This window comes from Erwinia sp. JUb26, from assembly GCF_003751505.1.
Taxonomy (GTDB): domain Bacteria; phylum Pseudomonadota; class Gammaproteobacteria; order Enterobacterales; family Enterobacteriaceae; genus Erwinia.
Genome location: NZ_RJVB01000006.1, coordinates 60,013 through 81,405 on the forward strand (window position 1 = coordinate 60,013; position 21,393 = coordinate 81,405).

A 21,393-nucleotide genomic window follows, 5' to 3' on the forward strand; every position below is an offset into this window, starting at 1 on the left:
CTGCGTGTTGTTTTACAGGCTCTGCCCGTTGCTGGCAATCACCTGCTGATACCAGCCGAAGCTCTGCTTGCGAATGCGCTTCAGGTCTTTCAGATCGTGCTCGCCGCGGTTTACGTAGATAAAGCCGTAGCGTTTGCCGTAGCCCTGATGGGTGCTGACCACATCAATCGCCGACCACGGGCAGTAGCCGATCACCTCCACGCCATCCGCCAGCGCCAGCTGAAGCTGCGCGATATGCTGGCGTAAAAAGTCGATGCGGTAGTCGTCGTTAATCACCTCGCCCGCTTCCAGCTCGTCCGGCGCGCCGATGCCGTTTTCGGTGATCAGGATCGGCAGGTTGTAGCGCTCCCAGGTTTTGCGCAGCGTCAGGCGCAGGCCCACCGGATCGACCACCCAGCCGTACTGGGTTTTGCCGACGAAGGGATTTTCCGCCGCGCGATAAACACCGGGTTCACCCAGCATAATCTGCTGATCCCCGGCGCGGGCGCTGATATCCGAGGCGTCGCCGCGGCTGGCGGCGATGGTGGCCGTAGAGTAGTAGTTGATCGCCACGTAGTCCGGCCTGCCCTGCTGCAGGATCGCCGCATCGCCTTCAGCGACGTCCGGCGCGATATCGCGGTCCAGCAGGTAGCGCCAGGCCAGCGAGTTGTAGCGCCCGTGTACCGCCACGTCGAGGAAATTCCAGCCGCGCAGGGTTTCCCAGTTGTGCGCCGCAATGGCATCTTCCGGTTTGCACGTTTCCGCATACATCGAGGTCGTGTTGATCGCCGGGCCGATTTTCGCCGTCGGCAGCAGGCGGTGACAGAGCGCCATCACCTGCGCCTGGGCCAGCATCATATGGTGGTTCTGCTGCCACAGCGATTTTGCCGTGGGCATCACGCCGCCTTCCGGCAGGCCAATCGCCCCCGGATGGAGGATCATGGTGTTCTGTTCGTTGATGGTCAGCCAGTAGCGAACCTTTTCTCCGAAGTGGGTAAACAGCGTGCGCGCGTACGCCACAAAGGCGTCGATGGTTGCCCGGTTGTTCCAGCCGCCCTGCTGCTCAAGGCACCACGGCAGATCGAAATGGTACAGGGTGACAATCGGTTCTATGCCGTGGCGGTTCAGCTCGTCAATCAACCGCTCGTAGAAGGCCAGACCGGCCGGATTCACCTCCCCGACGCCGCCGGGGATGATGCGCGTCCACGCAATCGAGAAGCGATAGGCCTTCAGCCCCAGCTCGGCGAACAGCGCAACGTCCTCCATCACGCGATGATAGTGATCGCTGGCCACGGTAAAATCCGCCGTTTCCGCCGCGTGCTGGCACATATCAATCACCGACGGGCTTTTGCCGTCTTCGTTCCACGCGCCCTCTACCTGATAGGCCGAGGTTGAAGCGCCCCATAAAAAATCGGCTGGGAACGGTGCTGTCTGACGATAAATCATGCTGTAGTCTCCCTTGATTGATTTCTCAGAGCCAGCAGATCGGCCCCCGTGGCGATCTGGCCGTCAGCAACGGCCTCAACCGCCCCATATTCTTCGCTGTTAACCACCAGCACCGGGGTGATCGGGTCATAGCCGGCGGCAATAATCGCCGCCAGATCGAAGCTCACCAGTTCGTCACCCGGGCTGACGCGGTCGCCAACCTGCAAAGCAGAGCTGAAGTGCTGACCGGCCAGATTGACCGTATCAATACCGATATGGATCAGAATTTCCGCACCGCCGTCCGATTTGATGCCCACCGCGTGCTTAGACGGCAGGAAGGTCACCACTTCCCCCGCTACCGGGGAGAGCAGCACGCCGCGATCCGGGACGATGGCTACGCCCTGGCCCAGCAGGCCGAGGGAGAAGACGTCGTCCGGCACCGCGGAGAGCGGCACAATGCGGCCGCTGAGCGGGCTGCGCAGCGTTTCAGACGGCTGCGAATGAGCCGCTGACGTGTCAGTATTTGTCACCGGCGCGGTGCTGGCAGATGCCGGGGCAGTATTTGCCAGCGGCGTCGCGCTGGCAGAGGGATATCCAGCACCTTGTGCGGCCTGCGCTTCCGACCTGGCGATGGAGGATGCCGCAGGGCTGGCCTGTTTCGATTCGGCCGTGGCTGATACTGCCACCTTAGACACCGGAGATGCTCCGCTACCGGCGGGTTTCGCCCCGGCTGAAGGGGAACCATCAGAAGGCGATAAATCACCCTCTCCTTCCGGCTGCGGATCGTCAAAGCCGAGGAACCAGGTCAGCGCGAAAGTCACCACAATGGCGATGGCACAGGTGATCAGTGCATGGACGATATTCATCGGATTATCGCCGATAAACGCGGGCAGCGCGGCCAGGCCCGGCGAAACAAACGCATAGCGCACCACGCCGCTCAGCCCGGCGTAAATCCCGGCGCAGCCGCCGCCGATCATCGCGGCAATCAGCGGGCGCTTCAGCTTCAGCGTCACGCCGTACAGCGACGGTTCGGTAATCCCCAGCAGCGCGGTGAAACCGGCCGACGACGCCAGCTGCTTCAGATCTTTATTTTTAGTTTTCAGCGCCACGCACAGCGTTGCCGCGCCCTGCGCAATATTCGAGGCCAGCATGCCGGGGCCGTTGATGGTTTCAAAGCCCTGACGGGTCAGCTGGGCGGTGGCAATCGGCGTCATCGCCCACGCCGTGCCGGTGATCACCAGGAAAGGCTGCAGACCGCCCATCAGCATTGGAATCAGCCAGCTGGCTTTCCCGTTAACCACGGCGGCACCGGCGGCGACCAGATCGTTAAGCAGGATGCCAAACGGCCCCACCACCACCAGCGCCAGCGGTGCCGTGACCAACAGGACAATCATCGGCTTGATAAAAAACACCAGCATCGACGGCGAGACTTTTTCCGCAAAGCGCTCCACCCACGACATCAGCCAGACGGTGAAAATAATCGGCAGCACCGAACCGGCATAGTCCGCCAGCCGCACATCGATGCCGATAAAGGTGATGTCGCCGCCTTTTGCCAGCATTTGCGCCAGGTTTGGGTGCAGCAGCGCCCCGGCGATGGTCATCGCCAGAATCGGGCTACAGGCAAATTTAATCGCTGCACCGTAGGCCAGCAGCACCGGCAGGAAGAAGAACGCGGCGTCGGCAATGGTATCCAGCAGCTGATAGGTGGTGCTGCTGGCGCTGATTAAACCGCAAAGCTTCAGGATTGCCAGCAGCGCCTTGATCATCCCCGCGCCGGTAATCGCCGGGATCACCGGGGTGAAGGTGGTGGAGATCACGCTGATAATCTGGCTGAATATCCCGCTTTTTTTCGCCGCCGCGTTTCCGCCAGCGGGCTGCGCGTTGAGTGTGCCAATTTCCGACATCAGCGTGCGATAGGTTTGCTGCACCTGATTGCCGACCACAATCTGAAACTGGCCGCCGCTCTCCACCACGCCAATCACGCCCGGCAGTTTTTCAATGGCCTGCGCGTCAACTTTGGCGCGATCGTTAAATTCCATTCGCAGCCGCGTTGCGCAGTGGGTGAGCCTGCTGATGTTGCTTTTTCCGCCGCCGAGCGACAGGATTTGATGGGCGAGCTGTTTGTAATCCACTGTTTTCCCCGGAAAAAAACCAAAAAAAAAGACCAAAATAAGAAATGCACCTCATGATGGAGGAGCATTTTTATTTTGGTCTTGCCTGCTTTACCAGTTACACGCCTTAATAAAAATCACGGCAACCTGTAAAGCTCGTTGCGTGGCGATTATCGACAGAGCCGGTGCAGGCTGGCAATCCCCTGAATGCAGTAATGCGATCTGGCTCTCAACTTTTACCGCACGCTGCCGCCCCCTGGCTGCCATCTGGAAATTTCTGACCGCTTTCATGTGATTGCGATCAAATTCTGGAAGGTTGCGTTTGACAATTCTGCCGGCAAAAAATAGCGTAGCGGCATTCTGATATCGATTTCATACATTATGACTGCAACCATTAAAGATGTGGCAGAGCACGCCGGACTGTCGGTGACGACCGTCTCGCGCTTTCTGAATAACCACCCTTACATCTCCGAAGATAAGAAAGTGCGTATCCTCGCGGCGATGAAGGCGCTGGACTACGAGCCAAGCACCGCCGCGCAGCAGATGCGCGGGGTGAAGTCGCATCGCATCGGCATTCTGGTGTCGCGGATAACCAACCCCTTTTTCGCTAATCTGGTGGATGCGCTGGAAGTCACGGCACGTAAAAACGGCTACTCGGTGCTGATCGTGCAGAACCACGACAGCGCGGGGGAAGAGGCCAACTGCCTCGATCTGCTGAAGAAAAAGATTATTGATGGCCTGATCCTCTGCTCGGTGGAGAGCGATAAATCGGTGCTGGAAAAATACCAGCAGCACGGCCCTATTCTGCTGTGCAACACCCGCGTGGAGGGCTCGGATCTGCCGGTGGTGCGGGTGGATGATGAAGAGGCAACGTTTAATGCGATGGGCTATCTGCTCGAACAGGGCTACCAGAAAATCGCCTACTGCACCGGCGGCGACTTTCTGCAAAAAGGCCACGGCGAGCGCCGCAACCGGGGCTTCCTGAAGGCGATGGCGGCCGCGGGCAGATCCGTTGATGACGCGCTGATTTTCCGCAGGCTGCACAGCTACAAAGACGGCATCCGCCTGGCGGAACAGCTGGCGGCGCTGCCCCCTTCCGCACGGCCCGACGTGGTATTTACCGGCAGTGACGATGTGGCCTGCGGTCTGGTGACCTGGCTGACCAACCATGATATCCGGGTGCCGCAGGATATCGCGGTGGTCGGCTTCGATAACCTGCCGGTTTCTGAAATGGTCAGTGTACCGATTACCACGGTGAATCAGCCGGTGGACAAGCTGGGCCAGTTCTCGGTGGAGTATTTAATTGCGCTTATCGCCGGTAAACCCTACCGCTACAACAGTGACGATCTGAAAGCGGAACTGGTGCTCAGAAAGTCGGCGTAAATTTTTTTTATCACAATGTGGTATCGATACCACATCATAGAGGTGGACATGTTAAAGCAGCAAAGAGACCAGGATAACGCCTGGTGGAAGGAATCCGTGATTTACCAAATCTATCCGAGGAGCTTCAAAGACAGTAACAACGACGGGGTTGGCGACCTGCCGGGCATCATCGAAAAACTGCCCTATCTGCAGTCGCTGGGCGTGACCCTGCTGTGGATTTCGCCCTTCTATCTGTCGCCGATGGCCGATAACGGCTATGACATTGCCGATTACTACGCGGTAAACCCGGAGTTCGGCGAGATGCGCGATGTGGATATGCTGATCGAGAAAGCCGCGGCGCTGGGGATTAAAATCATGATCGACCTGGTGGTGAATCACACCAGCGATGAGCATCAGTGGTTCCGTCAGGCGCTGGCCCATGCGGAATCCCCCTATCGCGATTATTATCTGTTCCGCCCGGCGGTCAACGGCCTGCCGCCCAATAACTGGCGATCGATTTTCGGCGGCAGCGCGTGGGAAAAGGTGCCGGGAGAAGAGACGTATTACCTGCACGTGTTCCACAAAAAGCAGCCCGACCTGAACTGGGAAAACCCGCAGATGCGCCACGATATCTACCGGATGATCAACTGGTGGCTGGAGAAAGGCGTGGCCGGATTCCGCGTGGATGCGATTACCTTTATCAAGAAAGATGCCGACTACGCCTCCGTGCCGGTCGACGGCGCGGACGGGCTGGGGTCGATAAAAAGCAAGGCGCGCAACCGCCCCGGCATTGACGTATTTCTGAACGAGCTGAAGGAAAACACCTTTGATAGATTTGCCTGCGTGACCGTGGGTGAAGCGCCGGGCGTTCCCTATGCGGAATACGGCCAGTTTATCGGCGAGAACGGCTACTTCGATATGATCTTTGACTTCCACGCGGCGGACATCGATGTGGAAAACGGCTCGGAGTGGTTCCGCCGCCGCGACTGGACGGTGGCAGAGTTCCGCGACGCGCTGTTCGACAGCCAGAACGCCTTTGCGCAGTGCGGCTGGGGCACCAGCTTTATTGAGAATCACGACCAGCCGCGAGCGCTGTCAAAACTGGTTCACCCGGACTATCAGAATGCCATCGGCGCGAAATGCCTGGCGTCGATGTACTTCTTCCTGCGCGGCACGCCGTACATCTACCAGGGCCAGGAGCTGGGCATGACCAACTTCTGCCGCAGCGATATCAGCGAGTTCGACGACATCTCCAGCATTGATAACTACCATCGCGCGCTGGCGGAAGGGTTCTCCGAGCGGCAGTCGCTGGCGTTCGTCAATCACCGCTCGCGGGACAACTCTCGCACGCCGTTCCCGTGGGACAACACGGCAAACAGCGGATTTAATCAGGGGGCGAAACCCTGGCTGGCGCTGTCCGCAGAGGACGCGTTGATTAACGCCGCCGCACAGCAGCAGGATGCGGATTCGGTGTTTGCCTTTTACCAGCTGCTGATTCGTCTGCGCAAAGAATATTCCGATGCGCTGATCTGGGGTGATTTTATCCCGCTGGTAACCGCCGAACCGGAAATTATCAGCTATCAGCGCCGCACGGAGAGCGCATGCTTTATTTCTGTGACCAACCTCAGTCAACACGAGGTTTATTATCCATTACCGGAGGGAGAAATTATCGTTAATAACTACCCGCAGTTCAGTACATCATTAAAGCCTTATCAAAGCATTCTTATTAAGGGAACCACCCAACATGAATAAATATAAAAATATTGCTATTGAACTGGTGAATGTCATTGGCCGGGAAAATATTATTTCCGCAACCCACTGTGCAACGCGACTGCGTCTTCAGGTAAAAGATCGCGCTCAGATTGACGATGAAAAAATAAGAAACGTCAGTGAAGTGAAAGGCGTCTTTTTTAACTCAGGGCAGTATCAGGTGATTCTCGGCACCGGGATTGTGAATAAAGTTTACGCCGAGTTTATGCAGGCGTTTAATATCAGCGAAGTCAGCAAGGATGAGATGAGCCGCCAGGGCAGCGGCTCGCTGCAGGCGGGGATCCGCCACCTCTCGGACGTGTTTGTGCCAATCGTGCCGGTGCTGGGGGCAACCGGGCTGTTCCTCGGGCTGAAAGGGGTGCTGTTTAACGATACGGTGCTGGCGATGTTTGGCGCCAGCACCCTTGCCCTGCCGGCTTCGGTGACCACCCTGATGACCGTGCTGTGCGATACGGCGTTTGCATTTCTGGCGGCGTTTATCTGCTGGTCGGCGTTTAAGAAGTTTGGCGGCACGCCGATTATCGGTTTTCTGATCGGGCTGATGCTGGTGTCCCCCGCCCTGCCTAACGCCTATTCGGTCGCTTACGGCAGCGCGCAGCCGATCTATCTCTTCGGTTTTATTCCGCTGGTCGGCTATCAGGGGTCGATACTGACCGCGCTGATCACCGGCATTATCGGCGCAAAGCTGGAGAAGGTTTTCCGCCGGATTATGCCCAACTCGATGGATCTGATCTTCACCCCGTTCCTGGTGATCCTCTGCGCCGTGGCGATTGCGCTGCTGGTGCTCGGCCCGCTGGTGCACGGCTTTGAGCACTATGCGGTAATGGCTATCCAGCAGTTCCTGGCGCTGCCTGCCGGTATCGGCGGCCTGCTGATCGGCTTTATCTATCCGATTGCGGTGATGACCGGGATGCACCATATGTTCATTATGATTGAGACGTCGCTGATCGCCGGCACCGGGTTCAATCCGCTGATCACCGTCTGCGCAATGTACGGGTTCGCCAACGCCGCCGTGTGCCTGGCGATCTCCCTCAAGTCGAAAAACGTGGCGTTTAAGACCGCCGGGATCTCGGCCACCGTCACCCAGCTGCTGGGCGTTTCGGAACCTGCGCTGTTCGGTATCGTCATGCAGTCCGGTATGCGGGCGATTGCCGTGATGCTGTGCAGTTCGGCGCTGGGCGGCATGGTGCTCTCCCTGCTGTCGATCAAAGCCAACTCCTACGGGCTGGCGGTGCTGCTGTCGCCGCTGATGTACCTGTACGACCGCTATCAGTTTATTACCTATATCACCGTCGGCGTGGCCGTGGCCGTCTTCGCCTTTGTCTGCACGCTGCTGCTGGTCAGGGTGGATAATAAAAAACGATAATAAATCACAGACCGATGCCGTAAACCCTTTGCCGTAATCCTTTGCTGTAAAAGCACGCTTCACTTTATTAATGGCAACCCGCATGCCCTGAATATTTCTATTCAGAGCAGGGTGACTCACAGGTATTCATGATGAAAATAGCCTTTCTTACTTTCTGTACCCTGGCCTGTACTTTCCCTGCGCACGCAGCGGAATTAACCCTGGCGGAAATTAACGCCAGATTGGAAAAAGTGGAGGCAGAACTTAAGCTTTCACAAAAACAATTAACGCTCGCTGAAAATAAAATTGCCGTGGCGGAGAAACGAGCCAGCGACGCGGAATTAAAAAATAAAAACAGCAAGAGCGATATTATTAATGACGATACCGAGATTAAATTCGGCGGCTACGCCCGCACCGGTATTCTGAGCGGAAAACAGGGCACCACCACTACGGTCGGCCCTTCACTGACGCCCGCAGGCAGCACCGGCGGCAGCGTTGGCCGCCTGGGTAATGAAGCCGATACCTACGTTACCGCCGACTTCGACTACAAGCGCCACTATGCCAACGATTCGAGCTTCCGCTACTACATGAAAATTGCCGAGTGGGACAAAACCTATAACACCGACAGCGCGTTTAACGGCCAGATGAACCTGCGCCAGGCGTTTGTGGAGATGAGCGATCTGCCCACCTTCACCGGCGCATTCAGCGGCTCAACGCTGTGGGCGGGCAAGCGCGAGGATCGGGATAACTTCGATATCCACTGGCTGGATTCGGACATGATGAACCTGATCGGCACCGGCGCGGGGATTTACGACGTGAATTTCTTCGGCGACGTGAAAACCAACCTGTCGGTTTACGGGCGTAACTTCAACGATATCGATGCGATGGAAAACGTTGAATACAACAACATGACCGGCGCCGATAATACCTTTATCCAGAACTACACCTTCTCGCTGAACAACCGCGTCGGCGGCTGGCAGTGGATGCTGAACGGCCTCTATTCGAAGGAAAACGACAAGCGGATCAACGACGGTCTGGCGCAGGATAACGCCGCCTCGCACGGCTTCAACACCATGCTGGCGTGGCACGGCGACAGCTTCTACGGCCTTAACGAGGGGTCGACCAAAACCGTGCTGCTGTACGGTAAGGCGCTGGGGGCCGAGGTGCGCGGGCCGGGATCGGATGGCTATCTGATTGACGATGCCTGGACGGTGAAGTTCGCCACCTACGGCATCACCCGGCTGAGTGACAAACTGAGTATTGCCCCGCTGCTGGTGGCGCAAAGCAGCAACAGCCGCTACATCGAATCCGATCACTATGACTGGGTGACGCTGAACACGCGGCTGATTCAGGAAATTAATCAGAACTTTGCCCTGCAGTACGAGGCCAGCTATCAGTATATGGACATCGATCCGAAGGGCTTTAACGGCAATAAGCCGGTGTCCGGCAGCTACTACAAGCTGACCTTCGCGCCGACCTTTAAAATGCAGAACGTCACCGACTTCTTCGAGCGTCCGGAGATCCGATTCTTCGTCACCTGGATGAACTGGGACAAAAATCTGGATAACTACTCTTCAACCGATACCTTCGGCAACGCGGGCTATCACAGCGGCGGTTCGCTGATGGTCGGCACGCAGCTGGAAACCTGGTTCTGAGGTTAACCGGCTAACGGTAACGGGGCTGAGTTCAGTGCATCAGCCCCTTCATCGCGGCAATAAACACCTCCGCCGGGCGTGAAGCCAGGCTCCGCGCCGTTACCGCTGCCATTACCGACACCTGAAGCGCCGGGCGGAAAGGCCTTATCGCCAGCCCCCGGGTGTCGATTTCCAGCAGCGAAAAACGGTCAACGATGGTCACGCCGCCGCCGTGCTTCACCAGGTTAATCGCCATGCTGTAGCGATTGGTTTCTACCGCCGCCACCTGCCGCTGGCGAAACTCCGGCACCACCTCGGCAATCATCGCCACCAGCCGGGTGTCGGTAGTGATAAAGATCAGCTCGTGCGGGGCGATATCCTGCCAGTTCACCTCCGCCTGCTGCGCCAGCGGATGCCCTTCCGGCAGCACGCAGACCATTTCTCCCCGGCTGACCCGCAGCGGATCGTCCGGCGTGCCGTGCCCCGGTTTAACCACAAAGCCGAGGTCGTAGCGCCCGTCTTCCACCGCCTGTTCGATTTCATGATTGACGCACATATCCACCACCACGCCGTAGTCCGGGAATTCCTCGCGAAAGCGGGCCAGCGCCTGCGGCAGCAGGTTCAGCGCCAGCGCCGGGGTGGCGCACACCCGCAGCTGCCCGACGCGGTAGCGGCGCAGATGCTCCACGAAGCGGTCGAACCGCACCCGATCCTGATGCACGCGCAGCGCTTCTTCATACAGCTGGGCGGCCTCCGGCGTCGGCTGCATCTTGCCGTTATAGCGATCGAACAGGCTGAAGCCCATCTGCTGCTCGGTCAGGGCCAGGCTTTTACTGACCGAGGGCTGGGACATGGCTAACTGCTGTGCGGCGGCGGTAACCGAACCCGACTGGACCACGTGGATGAACACTTCCATCTGCTTCGGCGTCATGAATAAACCTGCTAACGATATGCGTATTATGCATTTGGGATATATGCACTACGGGTTATAGAATCCATAATTATATTCACTCAGGAGTATAAAATGAAACTTTTTACATCACGTTTGATGTCGGCGTTTTTGCTGATACCAGGGTTCTTTTTCGGTCAGGCTTCGGCGGCGGATGCCGTCAGCATTGACACCATTCTGCCTTCCCACACGCTGCGCGTGGGCGCGGTCAACGCCCCGCCGTGGTATCAGAAGGATCTGCTGACCAATCAGTGGGTCGGGCTGGTTCCCGATGTGGTGCAGACGCTGACCAAGGGCACCGATATTAAAATCGAGTACGTCGATACGCAATGGGGCACCGCCGTGGCCGGACTGCAGTCGGACCGTTTCGATATTCTAGGCGGCTTTAATAAAACGCCGGAAAGAGCTAAGGCCGCCGACTTCACCCGTCCGATGGGATCCCACCAGATGGGCATTCTGACCCTGCAAAAAGAGACCAAAAAGTTCGAAAAGTGGGACACCATCAACAGCCCTGACGTGAAGCTGGCAGCCATTGACGGTTCGGCGGCGGCAACGCTGCTGCAGCCTCAGGCACCGAAAGCGCAGTGGATCATCGTGCCGGACAGCGACAATATGCTGTTGCAGATGGAGAGCGGCCGCGCGGATGCCGTGGTGAACAACGATATCCAGATGGCGCAGTACGTCAGCAAGCGGCATCAGGGTACGGTGGTTATCCCCACCCCGGTAAAAGAACAGCCGACTAATATCGGCCTGCGCCAGCAGCGCCCCGAGCTGAAGGCCTGGCTGGATAGTCGCCTGGAACAGCTGGAAAAAGACGGCACGCTGAACGCCATCTGGAAAAAATACACCCTGCCGGCGACGCAGAAGTAATGAACGCTCATGCCTCAACGCCGCTGCTGGTGGTCGACGGACTGAAAAAGTCCTTCGCCGGAAACACGATTATCGATGATGTCTCCTTCGAGGTTCACCCCTCGGAGGTAATCGGGCTGATTGGCCGCAGCGGCGCCGGTAAATCCACGCTGCTGCGATGCCTGAATATGCTGGAAACGCCGGACGGCGGCTATATCCGGCTGGCGGATGAGGAGATCGGCTTTCAGGGCGCGTCGCGCAGGCCGGTTGGCCGCCGGGTTCTCGCCCGCCAGCGCGCCAGAATGGCGATGGTTTTTCAGCACTTCAATCTGTGGCCGCACCGCACGGTGCTGCAAAACGTGATTGAAGGCCCGGTGCAGGTGCTGAAACAGCCGAAGCAGCAGGCCAGCGCCCGCGCCATGCAGCTGCTGGATCGCATGGGGCTGGCCGATAAGGCCGACAGCTTCCCGGTGCAGCTCTCCGGCGGGCAGCAGCAGCGGGTGTCCATCGCCCGCGCGCTGGCGATGGAGCCGGAGGTGATTCTGTTTGATGAGCCGACCTCGGCGCTGGACCCGGAAACCGTTGGCGAAGTGCTGGCGGTGATTGCCGAATTGGCCAAAAGCGGCACCACGCTGATTGTGGTGACGCACGAAATGCGTTTTGCGCTGCAGGTGTGCAGCCGACTGCTGCTGATGGAGGGCGGAAAGCTGGTTGATGAAGCCACACCGCAGCAGATCTGGGCCGACGACAGTCATACACCGATCCGCCACTTTATGACTCTCTCCGGAGTATCTGCGGAGGATATTCTCTGATGCCGGTTTATCACTGGGACTTCTCCGTTCTGCTGCAGTATCACGCCATTCTGCTGGACGGCATGCTGATGACCGGCAAAATTGTCGCGGCGTCGGTCACGCTAAGCATTCTTGGCGGCATGATCCTCGCTCCGCTGCGCGGTTCGTCCAGCCGTCTGGTCCGCTTCCCCGCCCAGGGACTGATTGAAGTGGTACGCTCCGTGCCGCCGCTGGTGCTGATTGTCTGGGCCTATTACTGCCTGCCGATCCTGTTTGGTCTGACCTTCTCGTCCTACTGGACCTGCGTGCTGGCGATTGCGCTGTACGGCAGCGTGTTCTTTGCCGAGATTTTTCGTTCCGGCTTACAGTCGGTCGATCACGGTCTGGTGGAAGCCGGGCTGTCGGTAGGGATGACACCGCTGAAGGTGCTGCTGCGCGTGACCGGTCCGGTGGCGTTTCTGCGCATCCTGCCCGCGTTTGTCAGCCAGTGCGTGATGTCGATTAAGAATTCGGTGCTGGCCAGCTACATCGCCACCGGCGAACTGCTGTATCAGGGGCAGCGTCTCAGTACCGCCACCTTCCGCCCGCTGGAAACGCTGACCTTTGTCGCGCTGTTTTTCGTGGTCACTATCCTTCCGCTTTCCCTGCTGGCGAGCTACGCCGAGAGAAAGATCCGCACCCGCTATTTTAAACGTTAATTGCTATGACAACTTCCGTAACCGGCGAGCTGGTGGCCTTCGCCGCCGCGCTTCGCGCTCAGGACATCCCTGAATCTATCCAGCATAAAGTCAGCCTGCATCTGCTGGACGCCCTCGCCTGCGGCTGGGCGGCCTGCGACAGCCCGGTGATGCAGCCGTTCCTCACCGCCGCCCGGCTTTCCGGCGGCAGCGGGGGCAGCTTTGTGTTCGGCCAGCCCGACGGCTTCAGCCCGCTGGCCGCCGCCTTTGCCAATGCCAGTCTGATTAACGGGCTGGACCACGACGACGGCGTGGAGATCGACGGCAAAGGGCTGGGCCACCCCGGGGCAACGCTGGTGGCGGCGGCGCTGGCGGCGCTCGATCTGCGTGAATCGCCGATAAGCGGGGCGGAGCTGATGACCGCCCTGACCGTCGGCTTTGAGGTCAACAACCGGCTGATTCAGGCGATCCAGCCGTCGGTGGAGCGCTTTAATCAGGTGTACGGCGTGGCACAGCATCAGTCGATCGGCGCAGCGCTGGTCGCCGGACTGCTGCTGGATCTGGACGCGGAGCAGCTGCATCATGCCGTCGGACTGGCGGCGGCGCTGACGCCGCTGCCCAGCCTGCATAAGTACAACTGGCAGCAGCGCCCGCTGCTGGCGCTGAAGGACGCGGTGGCTCCGGCGGCGCAGGCGGGCGTGCAGGCGGCAATTATGGCCCGCAGCGGCATCACCGGCAGCCGGGACGTGCTGGACGGCGAGCAGGGATTCTGGCGGATGATCGGCTCGGATCGCTTCCGGCCTGACGTTCTTACCGGGGGGTTGGGCGAGCACTGGTATGCCGGATTCGGCAGCTTTAAGCGCTATCCCGCCTGCCGCTGGCTGGCCTGCGCGCTGGAAAGTATGGATGCCGTGATGGCACAGACCGGCTGGCCAGCCGACGAGATCGAGCGCATCGAGGTGCAGACTTTCCCCCGGCTGGTTGACGATATGATGGACCGAACGCCGCGCAACGCCACCGACGCCCAGTTCAGCCTGCCGTGGACGCTGGCCGCTGTTGCACTGCGCCTGCCGCCGGGTGCGGAGTGGTACAGCCCGCAGACGCGCGGCTCGACGCAGATGTCGGCACTGGTGGCGAAGGTCACGGCGCAGATCGATGAGGAATTTACCGGGCGGATGTGCGGCCCGGCGCGGCAGCCGGGAGCGCGGGTGATCGTACATCATCACAGCGGAGCCAGCATGCAGCAGGAGCGCTACACGCCGCTGGGCAGCGCCGACCGCCCGCTGGACGAGGCGGAGATTATCGCCAAGGCGCGGCGGAACATCGCCGGTCATCTGCCGCCGTCGGCCCTGCTGATTGCGCTGCTGACCGACGTTGCGGCACTTTCTGCCACCCCTGTTGACTCTGCCCGCCAGCTGGCCGGGGGGCAGAGATAAAACGTCATTCTTTGCTTAGCACTGAGGGGCTGGTTGCCCCAAAGCCGCAAGCTGGGGGCAATTGTAAACCAGACTCCAGCGCTTCAAGCTGATGAGCTGTTACAAGTCTACTCCAGCGCCTCAAACTTCAGCTGGCTGAGCGGCTGCACTTTATCCTCGCGCACCATTTTGTATTCGGTGTCCGGCCCCAGCCAGCGATTCCAGATGGTGTCGATCTCGCCGCCCTGCTCCATTTTTGCCAGGCTGTCGTTCACCTTCGCCAGCAGCGCCTCGTCGCCCTTCTGCATCCCCACCGCTACCGGCTCCAGCGCCATCGGCTCTTTCAGGATCGCCAGATTAATGCCGTCGGCTTTGGCGCGGTTCACCAGCTGGGTGGCGGTCATGCCGTTGGTGACAAAGCCCACCGATTTATTCTGCTGCAGGGCCAGATACGCCGAGGCGGTGTCCTGGAAGGTAACCGGCTTCGCCTGCGCCAGGCGGATCGACTGCTCGGAGGTGGAGCCTTTGGTGGAGCTGAGGCGTTTGCCTTTGAAATCGGCGCGGGTTTTCGCGGCGTTGGCTTCCTTCACCACCAGCACTTCTTTGGCGATGTAGTACGGATCGCTGAACTGGATCTGCGCGGCGCGGCTTTTGGTGTAGGCGAGGTTGGCAATCAGTACGTCAACCCGCCCGGTGGTCAGCACGGCAATACGCGCCTCAACGGAGACCGGCATCAGGTTGGCTTTTACCCCCAGCTGCTTCGCCAGGGCGTTGCAGAGATCGACATCCATCCCGGCCAGCTGGCGGGTTTTGACATCCGGCGAGGAGAACGGCGGCACATCGGCATAGACGCCGCAGTTCAGCTGGCCGCGGCTACTGATATCGGCAAGCGTATCGGCGCTGGCGGGCAGTGCGGCACTGAGCATTAACGGCAGACAGAGTGACAGCAGCGGCGTGGTAATTTTTCTCATGATTTCAGGCTCCGTTTCGGTTTCAGTGCTGACGCAGGTCGGTGAGGAAACGCTGCGCGCGCGGGTGCTGGGGACGGGTAAAGAAGGCGTCTGGCTCGGCCTTTTCCAGTATTTTTCCTTCATCCATAAACCAGATGGTATCCGCCACCTCGCGGGCAAAATTCATTTCATGGGTCACGCACATCATGGTCATGCCTTCGTTCGCCAGGCTGCGCATCACGTTCAGCACTTCGCCGACCATTTCCGGGTCCAGCGCCGAGGTCGGTTCATCAAACAGCATCACCGGCGGCTTCATCGCCAGCGCCCGGGCAATCGCCACGCGCTGCTGCTGGCCGCCGGAGAGCTGTGCGGGCCAGGCGTTGGCCTTGTGCGCCAGACCCACCCGCTCCAGCAGCGCCAGGGCATGCTGCTTCGCCTCGCTGCGCCGCACGCCCAGCACCTTGACCGGGGAGAGCATCACGTTGTCGATCACCGACAGGTGTGGAAACAGGTTAAAGCTCTGAAAGACGAAGCCGATCCGCGCCCGCAGCCGGTTTTGCTGGGTGCTGGCGCCGTGAATATCCAGCCCGTCGAAAACAATCTGGCCCTGCTGGATCGGCTCCAGCCGGTTGACGGTGCGGATCAGCGTGGATTTGCCGGAACCGGACGGCCCACAGACCACCACCACCTCGCCGCTGTTCACTTCCGCATTGAGGTCGGCGAGCGCGTGATAGGCGCCATACCATTTATTAACCTGGTTAAAGCGAATAATCGGATTCATGCCTTACTCCTCGATAGCGGGTTTGTTGACCAGCAGCGCGGCGCGCTGTGGTGCCGTGCTGACGGCGGGGCCGCGTCGTTTAGCGGCAATGCGCCGCTCCAGATAACCGGCCAGCCACGTCAGGCTGAAGCAAATGACGTAGTAGCTGATGGCCACAATGGCGAACACCTGAAACGGCTTGGTCAGCAACTGGTTATTCACCTGATTAGCGGCAAAGGTCAGCTCCGGCACGTTGATCACGTAGCCGAGGGTGCTGTCTTTAATGATCGATACCAGCTGGCTGACCAGGCTCGGCAGCATGTTGTAGAGCGCCTGCGGCAGGATCACCAGCCGGAAGGTGCGGGTGTAGCTCATCCCCAGCGCGCGGGAGGCTTCGTACTGCCCCTGCGGCAGCGCCTGGATCCCAGCGCGGACAATTTCCGCAATGTAGGCGCTTTCATAGATAACTAATGTGACCAGCATGGTGCCGAAGCCGCTCAGCGTGTGGCCCAGCAGCAGCGGCACGCAGAAGTAAGTCCAGAAGATCACCATCAGTAGCGGCACGCCGCGCAGCACATAGACCCAGGCGGTGGCAGGCCAGCGCAGCATGCGGTACGGCGAGATGCGCGCCACGCCCAGCAGCACGCCCAGCGGCAGCGCCAGCACAATCGCCATCAGCGACACCAGCAGCGTGCAGAGTACCCCGCCCAGCGGGCCGTTGGGATACTGGCCCATCAGGAACAGCATGCCGTTCTGCTGTAAAATCGTCAGCATTTCACTCATTCAGCTTACCTCGCGTAGACGCGGTGGAAACGCTGTGCCAGCAGCGCACCGGCGGCCATCAACAGCAGGGAGAAGAACAGGTAACAGAGCGTCGAAACCAGATAAGCTTCAAAGGTGCGGAAGGTGTAGTTTTCGATCTCGCGGGTGACGTAGGTGAGGTCCGCCACGCCAATCACCATCGCCAGGCTGGTGTTTTTAAACAGCAGCACCGTGTGGTTAATCAGCGCGGGCAGCGCGTTGCGGATGCCCTGCGGCAGAATAATCAGCCGCATTGACTTCACGTAGCCCATGCCCAGCGCTCTTGCTGCCTCGCGCTGCCCGTCCGGCGTGGCGCGCAGGCCGCTGCGGATGTCTTCGGAAAAATACGCCGCCTGGCACAGCCCCAGCGCCACCATCGAGAACAGAAACTCCGCGTTGTAGTCATTCAGCCAGATCTGCGCCGATTCCGGCAGCAGGGTGGGCACGGCGAAGTACCAGATCATCAGCTGGATCAGCGTCGGCACATTGCGATGCCAGGAAACGTAGGCCGCCACCAGCCACTGCAGCGGCTTCAGCGGGGTCAGCCGGATCACCACCAGCACCATTGCCAGGATCATCGCCAGCAGCCAGGAACCCACCGCCAGCTTCAGCGTTAACGCGACGCCATCGACGATCATCTGTCCGTACTGGCCGTGCAGAATGACGCTAAAATCAAGTGAACCGTTCATCGTCGATCGCCCTCACTCAGTTCGGATTAACGCGCAACATCACCGGGGCGCATGGTGGATAACCCGCCCGGCACCTGCAGCGTGGGGGTAATCTCAATATTGCCGATATTCACCGCCAGCGGCGCAGAGATGGCGAAGGCCACGGTATCGGCAATATCTTTCGCCGTCGGCAGTTCGAAGCCGTCGATAAATTCGCGGCGCGCGGCCTCTTTATCCCCGGTGACATTGCCGAAGATATCGGTCGCCACGCGGCCCGGGCAGATCTCGGTGATACGCACACGTTTGCCATAGCAGTCCACGCGCAGCTGGCGTGAGAGCGCATGAACGCCCGCTTTGGTGGCGTGATAAATGGAGTTGCCGCCGAAGTTGTAAATTGCGGCAATCGAGGTGATGTTAATCACGTGGCCACGGTCGCGCTCGACCATGCCCGGCACCAGCAGGCGGCAGAGGTGCAGCACCGCGCGCAGATTGACGTCGACCTGGGTTTCGATCTGCGACTCCTGCGATTGCAGGATGGAACCGGGATGGGAAACCCCGGCGTTGTTCACCAGGATGTCGATTGACAGGTCACGACACAGCTCATTCAGCGCCTGCACGTCGGAGACGTCGATGGCGTGGGGAATACAGCCGGTTCTCGCCGCCAGCTGCTCCAGTTCGTTATGACGACGGGCCACCGCGTGAACCACGATACCCTCCTGGCACAGACGCTCAACGATGGCTTCACCCATTCCGGCGGAAGCGCCGGTCACCAGTGCGGTTTTATAATCTGAAAATGGCATTCACTTCTCCTGTTGTTATTTTTGCTCTGTCTTTGACTGTATCCCCTCCCCCACGCCGAGGGGTAAGAGGTAAAGTCTTTGTGGCAATAAGCCGATCTTATAGAGCCAGACAATCTAAGCTATCTCGCTGTTTATTCAATAAAATGTTTAGATATCGGACGAATTTCTCCGCCCTGTGCGGCGATATCGGTCCGCAGTTGTGCAATCAGCGCCAGCGCCCCGGGCGTGTCGCCGTGCATTAAAATCGAGGAAATCGCCATCGGCAGCCGGGTGCCGTCAATCGCCGTGACGCAGCCGGTTTTCAGCAGATCTATCACCCGCTGGCTGACCTGCTGCGGGTCGTGGATCACCGCGCCCGGCGTGCCGCGCGGCACCAGCAGGCCGTTGGCCTGATAGGCGCGATCGGCAAGGAACGTGCAGGCCACGCGCAGCCCCAGCTCGCGGGCGCAGCGCTCCACCGCGTTGGCGGCGGTGGTGCTGATAATCAGATCCGGGTCAAACGCCTTTACCGCCGCCAGCAGCGGCCTTGCCAGCGCCTCGTCCTCGGCGGCCATGTTGCCCAGCGCGCCGTGGAAGCTCATGTGGCTCAGCGGGTAGTCCGCCACGCGGGCAAAAGCAGCCAGCGCCCCGAGCTGATAGGTGACGTAGTGCGCCAGCGTTTCCGTATCGATCTGCATCCGACGTCGGCCAAATCCGGCTAAATCGGGGAAGCCAACGTGCGCTCCGAGATCCACCCCGTGCCGTTTCGCCAGCGCCACACTGCTGGCCATGATCGCCGCGTCCCCGGCGTGGAAGCCGCAGGCGACGTTGGCGGAGCTGATCAGCGCCATTAACCCGGCATCATCGCCGATGCGCCAGTCGCCAAAGCCTTCACCGAGGTCGGCGTTAAGATCGATGCTTCTCATTGTGCTGCCTCCGTTTTAACGATGCGAACCACCGGCTGGCCGTACTCCACCCGATCGCCCTGCGCAACCGCGTACTCATCCAGTTGCCCGTCGGCCCCGGCCCGCAGCGGCAGACAGATCGGTCCGGCCTGCAGCAGCGCCAGCAGATCGCCGGTTTTCACCGTGCGGCCGTCGGCGGCAATCTGTTTGCCGGTTAGCGGGTCCTGTAGCCAGATGCGCCCCGGCATCGGCGCGCCCAGCTCAACGAGGCTGGGCTGCGGGGATGCAGGATAAGCAGCATTAGCTGACGTACGCGTTGATGGCCGTTGTGCATTGGGAACGGATAATGCTGATGACGGCGTATGGAAGGCGGCTGCGGAATCAGCCGGGGTAAACGGTGCCAGTCCCGACGGGGTTGTTACGGCCCCGGAAGCGGCACCGGTTAGCGGCATCCCTTCAGCGCCGCAGCGAATGCGCACGCTGTAGCCGTCGCCTTTAATCTCAATGCTGTCTATGCCACTGCGCCGCAGTCGGCGGGTAATGGCCTGAAGTTCACGAATGGTGGGCATTTTCTCTCCTCCCGGTTAAAGCGGGCAGCGGCGGTAGTCGTCAATACGCTGGCAGAGTCCCGCCAGCCATCGCTGCTGCTGACGTTCCGCCTCGTCGGCCTGCGGCCAGTTCACCTCAACAAACTGTACGTTACTGCCCACCGGCACCTGGCCCAGCAGCCACATATCGGCATCGATTACCGTGCCGAGTTTCGGGTAGCCGCCGCTCGGCTGGGCGTCGCGCATCTGAATAATCGGCTGGCCGCTGTGGGTCACCTGGATCACCCCGGGAATAATGCCGTGGGATCGCATCTCCAGCGGCGCTTTTGCCACCAGCCCTTCGCCGTCCAGCCGGTAGCCGTAACGGTTACTTTGCGGGGAAACGCGCCACTGCTGCTGCCAGAAGCGCGCCACCGATGCGTCGGTAAACGCGCCGTACTCCGCCGCAGGGAGCACGCGGATCTGCGGCACGCCGTCGGGGCTGTCGCACAGGCTCAGGCGCGGAGAGGCAATGCCGAAGTCCACCGCGCCCCGATACGCATCGCGGGCGGCGCTGAGCCTGTCGCCCTGTTGTAATCCGCGCCCGTGGAAGCCGCCAAATTCGCCCCTGAGCTGGGTGCTGCGCGATCCCAGTACCTTTGGCACGTCAACCCCACCCGGCAGATGCAGATAGCTGCGCGCCGAGAAGCGTGAGGCGTGCAGGGTCAGCACCTCGCCCGCCTGCGCCTGCGCCACCCACCAGGCCGGAACACGCCGTTCGCCGAGCATCGCCGGGCTGTCGCCTCCGCTGATGGCAAAGGCGCAGTCGCGGGTGAAACGCAGACGGAACGGGAACAGGGGGATCTCAATGACCGCATCGTCCGGCTGGTTGCCGAGCAGCGCGTTGCCCAGCCGCAGCGCCAGCGGGTCCATTACGCCTGCGGTGCCTACGCCGTAGTGCAGCGCGCCGAAGCGGCCTTCGTCCTGCACGCTGGACAGTGCGGTGGTGCGTTCAATCACGATCATGCCAGTACCCTGCTTACCCGAAAGCGAATGCTGTCGCCGGGCTGGAGCCGCACCGGCGGCGCGGCGTGGGCATCAAAGAAAACGAAATCGGTGCGGCCAATGGTGTTCCAGCCGCTGGGGCCGGGAGAGGCGGAAACGCCGGTCTGGACACCGCCGATGGACACCGATCCGCCGGGAATGCTTTGTACCGGGCTGGCGCGGCGCGGCGTGGCCAGCTGCGGATCCATATTGCCGAGGTAGCAATATCCCGGATGGCTGCCGAGGGCATAGACCGGGTACAGCGGTTCGGTGTGGCGCTGCACGATCTCCTGAATGGTCATGCCGGTGTGTTCGGCCACGTCACAGATATGCGGCCCCGGCTCGCCGCCGTAGGTGACATCCAGCTCGATCACCCGGCCGGAGAAGGTTTTGCTTTCACCGCGCTGCCACTGCTGGCGCAGGTGGTCAAACAGCTGCTCGCCGCCGCTCATCTGCGGGCCAAAGACCAGCATCAGGTTATTCATGCCCGGCACCACGCCGCGAATGGCTGCCAGCCCGCTGGCGTAATCGGCCAGCGCCCAGATGCGCTGCTGGTTTTCCAGGGTGATCTCGCCGGGGGCTTCAAACAGTACCGCGTGGGTGCCAAGCCAGCTAATTTGCGGGGCCTGTAACTGACGTGCTGGGTCCATTC

Annotated in this window: 20 protein-coding genes; 8 read left to right on the forward strand and 12 right to left on the reverse strand. The window is 60.2% G+C overall.

Translation table 11 applies throughout. From position 1 onward, the window contains the following. Nucleotides 1-12 precede the first annotated feature (12 nt). Together EC836_RS15855 and EC836_RS24995 are read right to left on the reverse strand one after the other, a co-directional pair. Nucleotides 13-1,425 (reverse strand): glycoside hydrolase family 1 protein, encoded by a 1,413-nt coding sequence (locus EC836_RS15855; protein WP_123334815.1) that lies wholly within the window; start codon nucleotides 1,423-1,425, stop codon nucleotides 13-15. Next, complete coding sequence (locus tag EC836_RS24995; RefSeq protein ID WP_233599351.1) at nucleotides 1,422-3,536, reverse strand: glucose PTS transporter subunit IIA; 2,115 nt, start codon at nucleotides 3,534-3,536, stop codon at nucleotides 1,422-1,424. Before EC836_RS24995 ends, EC836_RS15855 begins: the two co-directional genes overlap by 4 nt. Nucleotides 3,537-3,896: 360 nt before the next feature. On the opposite strand from EC836_RS24995, the gene EC836_RS15870 reads away from it, so the two are divergent. The 4 genes from EC836_RS15870 (at nucleotide 3,897) to EC836_RS15885 (ending at nucleotide 9,647) form a co-directional block, all read left to right on the forward strand. Next, nucleotides 3,897-4,898, forward strand: coding sequence for a LacI family DNA-binding transcriptional regulator (locus EC836_RS15870; protein ID WP_123334817.1), 1,002 nt, complete (start codon nucleotides 3,897-3,899; stop codon nucleotides 4,896-4,898). 48 nt (nucleotides 4,899-4,946) lie between these two features. Next, nucleotides 4,947-6,629 (forward strand): alpha-glucosidase, encoded by a 1,683-nt coding sequence (locus EC836_RS15875; protein WP_123334819.1) that lies wholly within the window; start codon nucleotides 4,947-4,949, stop codon nucleotides 6,627-6,629. After that, on the forward strand, nucleotides 6,622-8,013 hold the full coding sequence (locus EC836_RS15880) for a PTS transporter subunit EIIC (RefSeq protein WP_123334821.1): 1,392 nt from the start codon (nucleotides 6,622-6,624) through the stop codon (nucleotides 8,011-8,013). The genes EC836_RS15875 and EC836_RS15880 overlap by 8 nt, the downstream gene beginning before the upstream one ends. A gap of 128 nt (nucleotides 8,014-8,141) precedes the next feature. After that, nucleotides 8,142-9,647, forward strand: coding sequence for a carbohydrate porin (locus tag EC836_RS15885; RefSeq protein ID WP_123334823.1), 1,506 nt, complete (start codon nucleotides 8,142-8,144; stop codon nucleotides 9,645-9,647). Between the two features lie 31 nt (nucleotides 9,648-9,678). On the opposite strand, the gene EC836_RS15890 is transcribed toward EC836_RS15885, so the two are convergent. Then, the gene (locus tag EC836_RS15890; RefSeq protein WP_123334825.1) at nucleotides 9,679-10,557 is read right to left on the reverse strand and encodes a LysR family transcriptional regulator; all 879 of its coding nucleotides are present in this window, start codon (nucleotides 10,555-10,557) and stop codon (nucleotides 9,679-9,681) included. Nucleotides 10,558-10,650: 93 nt separating this feature from the next. On the opposite strand from EC836_RS15890, the gene EC836_RS15895 reads away from it, so the two are divergent. The 4 genes from EC836_RS15895 to EC836_RS15910 are packed head-to-tail and all read left to right on the forward strand — an operon-like array spanning nucleotide 10,651 to nucleotide 14,328. After that, a complete protein-coding gene (locus EC836_RS15895) occupies nucleotides 10,651-11,445 on the forward strand; it encodes an ABC transporter substrate-binding protein (RefSeq protein WP_123334827.1) in 795 nt (264 codons plus the stop codon). After that, entirely contained in the window at nucleotides 11,445-12,236 is a 792-nt protein-coding gene (locus EC836_RS15900) for an amino acid ABC transporter ATP-binding protein (RefSeq protein ID WP_123334829.1), read from the forward strand. The genes EC836_RS15895 and EC836_RS15900 overlap by 1 nt, the downstream gene beginning before the upstream one ends. Beyond that, a complete protein-coding gene (locus EC836_RS15905; RefSeq protein ID WP_123334831.1) occupies nucleotides 12,236-12,913 on the forward strand; it encodes an amino acid ABC transporter permease in 678 nt (225 codons plus the stop codon). Before EC836_RS15900 ends, EC836_RS15905 begins: the two co-directional genes overlap by 1 nt. A gap of 5 nt (nucleotides 12,914-12,918) precedes the next feature. Beyond that, complete coding sequence (locus EC836_RS15910) at nucleotides 12,919-14,328, forward strand: MmgE/PrpD family protein (protein WP_123334833.1); 1,410 nt, start codon at nucleotides 12,919-12,921, stop codon at nucleotides 14,326-14,328. Nucleotides 14,329-14,435: 107 nt separating this feature from the next. Here the strand turns inward: EC836_RS15910 and EC836_RS15915 are convergent, their stop codons facing one another. From EC836_RS15915 to pxpB, 9 genes are all read right to left on the reverse strand, one after another. After that, complete coding sequence (locus EC836_RS15915; RefSeq protein ID WP_199735197.1) at nucleotides 14,436-15,278, reverse strand: transporter substrate-binding domain-containing protein; 843 nt, start codon at nucleotides 15,276-15,278, stop codon at nucleotides 14,436-14,438. A gap of 22 nt (nucleotides 15,279-15,300) precedes the next feature. Continuing rightward, nucleotides 15,301-16,038, reverse strand: coding sequence for an amino acid ABC transporter ATP-binding protein (locus tag EC836_RS15920; RefSeq protein WP_123334835.1), 738 nt, complete (start codon nucleotides 16,036-16,038; stop codon nucleotides 15,301-15,303). 3 nt (nucleotides 16,039-16,041) lie between these two features. After that, complete coding sequence (locus tag EC836_RS15925) at nucleotides 16,042-16,800, reverse strand: amino acid ABC transporter permease (RefSeq protein WP_123334837.1); 759 nt, start codon at nucleotides 16,798-16,800, stop codon at nucleotides 16,042-16,044. A gap of 5 nt (nucleotides 16,801-16,805) precedes the next feature. After that, on the reverse strand, nucleotides 16,806-17,507 hold the full coding sequence (locus EC836_RS15930) for an amino acid ABC transporter permease (protein WP_123334839.1): 702 nt from the start codon (nucleotides 17,505-17,507) through the stop codon (nucleotides 16,806-16,808). A gap of 26 nt (nucleotides 17,508-17,533) precedes the next feature. Then, nucleotides 17,534-18,286 (reverse strand): SDR family oxidoreductase, encoded by a 753-nt coding sequence (locus EC836_RS15935; protein ID WP_123334841.1) that lies wholly within the window; start codon nucleotides 18,284-18,286, stop codon nucleotides 17,534-17,536. 131 nt (nucleotides 18,287-18,417) lie between these two features. After that, on the reverse strand, nucleotides 18,418-19,191 hold the full coding sequence (locus tag EC836_RS15940) for a LamB/YcsF family protein (RefSeq protein WP_123334843.1): 774 nt from the start codon (nucleotides 19,189-19,191) through the stop codon (nucleotides 18,418-18,420). Next, complete coding sequence (locus tag EC836_RS15945) at nucleotides 19,188-19,739, reverse strand: acetyl-CoA carboxylase biotin carboxyl carrier protein subunit (protein WP_123334845.1); 552 nt, start codon at nucleotides 19,737-19,739, stop codon at nucleotides 19,188-19,190. The genes EC836_RS15940 and EC836_RS15945 overlap by 4 nt, the downstream gene beginning before the upstream one ends. 15 nt (nucleotides 19,740-19,754) lie before the next feature. Beyond that, nucleotides 19,755-20,723 carry a biotin-dependent carboxyltransferase family protein gene (locus tag EC836_RS15950; RefSeq protein WP_123334847.1) on the reverse strand — a complete coding sequence of 323 codons (969 nt, stop codon included), beginning with the start codon at nucleotides 20,721-20,723 and terminating at the stop codon, nucleotides 19,755-19,757. After that, nucleotides 20,720-21,391, reverse strand: coding sequence for a 5-oxoprolinase subunit PxpB (gene pxpB / locus EC836_RS15955; protein WP_123334848.1), 672 nt, complete (start codon nucleotides 21,389-21,391; stop codon nucleotides 20,720-20,722). The genes EC836_RS15950 and pxpB overlap by 4 nt, the downstream gene beginning before the upstream one ends. Nucleotides 21,392-21,393: the final 2 nt, after the last annotated feature.

Bases quoted from the DNA above. Each gene is read 5' to 3' on its own strand.
- EC836_RS15855 (WP_123334815.1), bottom strand. From the start codon at position 1,425: ATGATTTATCGTCAGACAGCACCGTTCCCAGCCGATTTTTTATGGGGC.
- EC836_RS15870 (WP_123334817.1), top strand. From the start codon at position 3,897: ATGACTGCAACCATTAAAGATGTGGCAGAGCACGCCGGACTGTCGGTG.
- EC836_RS15875 (WP_123334819.1), top strand. From the start codon at position 4,947: ATGTTAAAGCAGCAAAGAGACCAGGATAACGCCTGGTGGAAGGAATCC.
- EC836_RS15880 (WP_123334821.1), top strand. From the start codon at position 6,622: ATGAATAAATATAAAAATATTGCTATTGAACTGGTGAATGTCATTGGC.
- EC836_RS15885 (WP_123334823.1), top strand. From the start codon at position 8,142: ATGATGAAAATAGCCTTTCTTACTTTCTGTACCCTGGCCTGTACTTTC.
- EC836_RS15890 (WP_123334825.1), bottom strand. From the start codon at position 10,557: ATGACGCCGAAGCAGATGGAAGTGTTCATCCACGTGGTCCAGTCGGGT.
- EC836_RS15895 (WP_123334827.1), top strand. From the start codon at position 10,651: ATGAAACTTTTTACATCACGTTTGATGTCGGCGTTTTTGCTGATACCA.
- EC836_RS15900 (WP_123334829.1), top strand. From the start codon at position 11,445: ATGAACGCTCATGCCTCAACGCCGCTGCTGGTGGTCGACGGACTGAAA.
- EC836_RS15905 (WP_123334831.1), top strand. From the start codon at position 12,236: ATGCCGGTTTATCACTGGGACTTCTCCGTTCTGCTGCAGTATCACGCC.
- EC836_RS15910 (WP_123334833.1), top strand. From the start codon at position 12,919: ATGACAACTTCCGTAACCGGCGAGCTGGTGGCCTTCGCCGCCGCGCTT.
- EC836_RS15915 (WP_199735197.1), bottom strand. From the start codon at position 15,278: ATGAGAAAAATTACCACGCCGCTGCTGTCACTCTGTCTGCCGTTAATG.
- EC836_RS15920 (WP_123334835.1), bottom strand. From the start codon at position 16,038: ATGAATCCGATTATTCGCTTTAACCAGGTTAATAAATGGTATGGCGCC.
- EC836_RS15925 (WP_123334837.1), bottom strand. From the start codon at position 16,800: ATGAGTGAAATGCTGACGATTTTACAGCAGAACGGCATGCTGTTCCTG.
- EC836_RS15930 (WP_123334839.1), bottom strand. From the start codon at position 17,507: ATGAACGGTTCACTTGATTTTAGCGTCATTCTGCACGGCCAGTACGGA.
- EC836_RS15935 (WP_123334841.1), bottom strand. From the start codon at position 18,286: ATGCCATTTTCAGATTATAAAACCGCACTGGTGACCGGCGCTTCCGCC.
- EC836_RS15940 (WP_123334843.1), bottom strand. From the start codon at position 19,191: ATGAGAAGCATCGATCTTAACGCCGACCTCGGTGAAGGCTTTGGCGAC.
- EC836_RS15945 (WP_123334845.1), bottom strand. From the start codon at position 19,739: ATGCCCACCATTCGTGAACTTCAGGCCATTACCCGCCGACTGCGGCGC.
- EC836_RS15950 (WP_123334847.1), bottom strand. From the start codon at position 20,723: ATGATCGTGATTGAACGCACCACCGCACTGTCCAGCGTGCAGGACGAA.
- pxpB (WP_123334848.1), bottom strand. From the start codon at position 21,391: ATGGACCCAGCACGTCAGTTACAGGCCCCGCAAATTAGCTGGCTTGGC.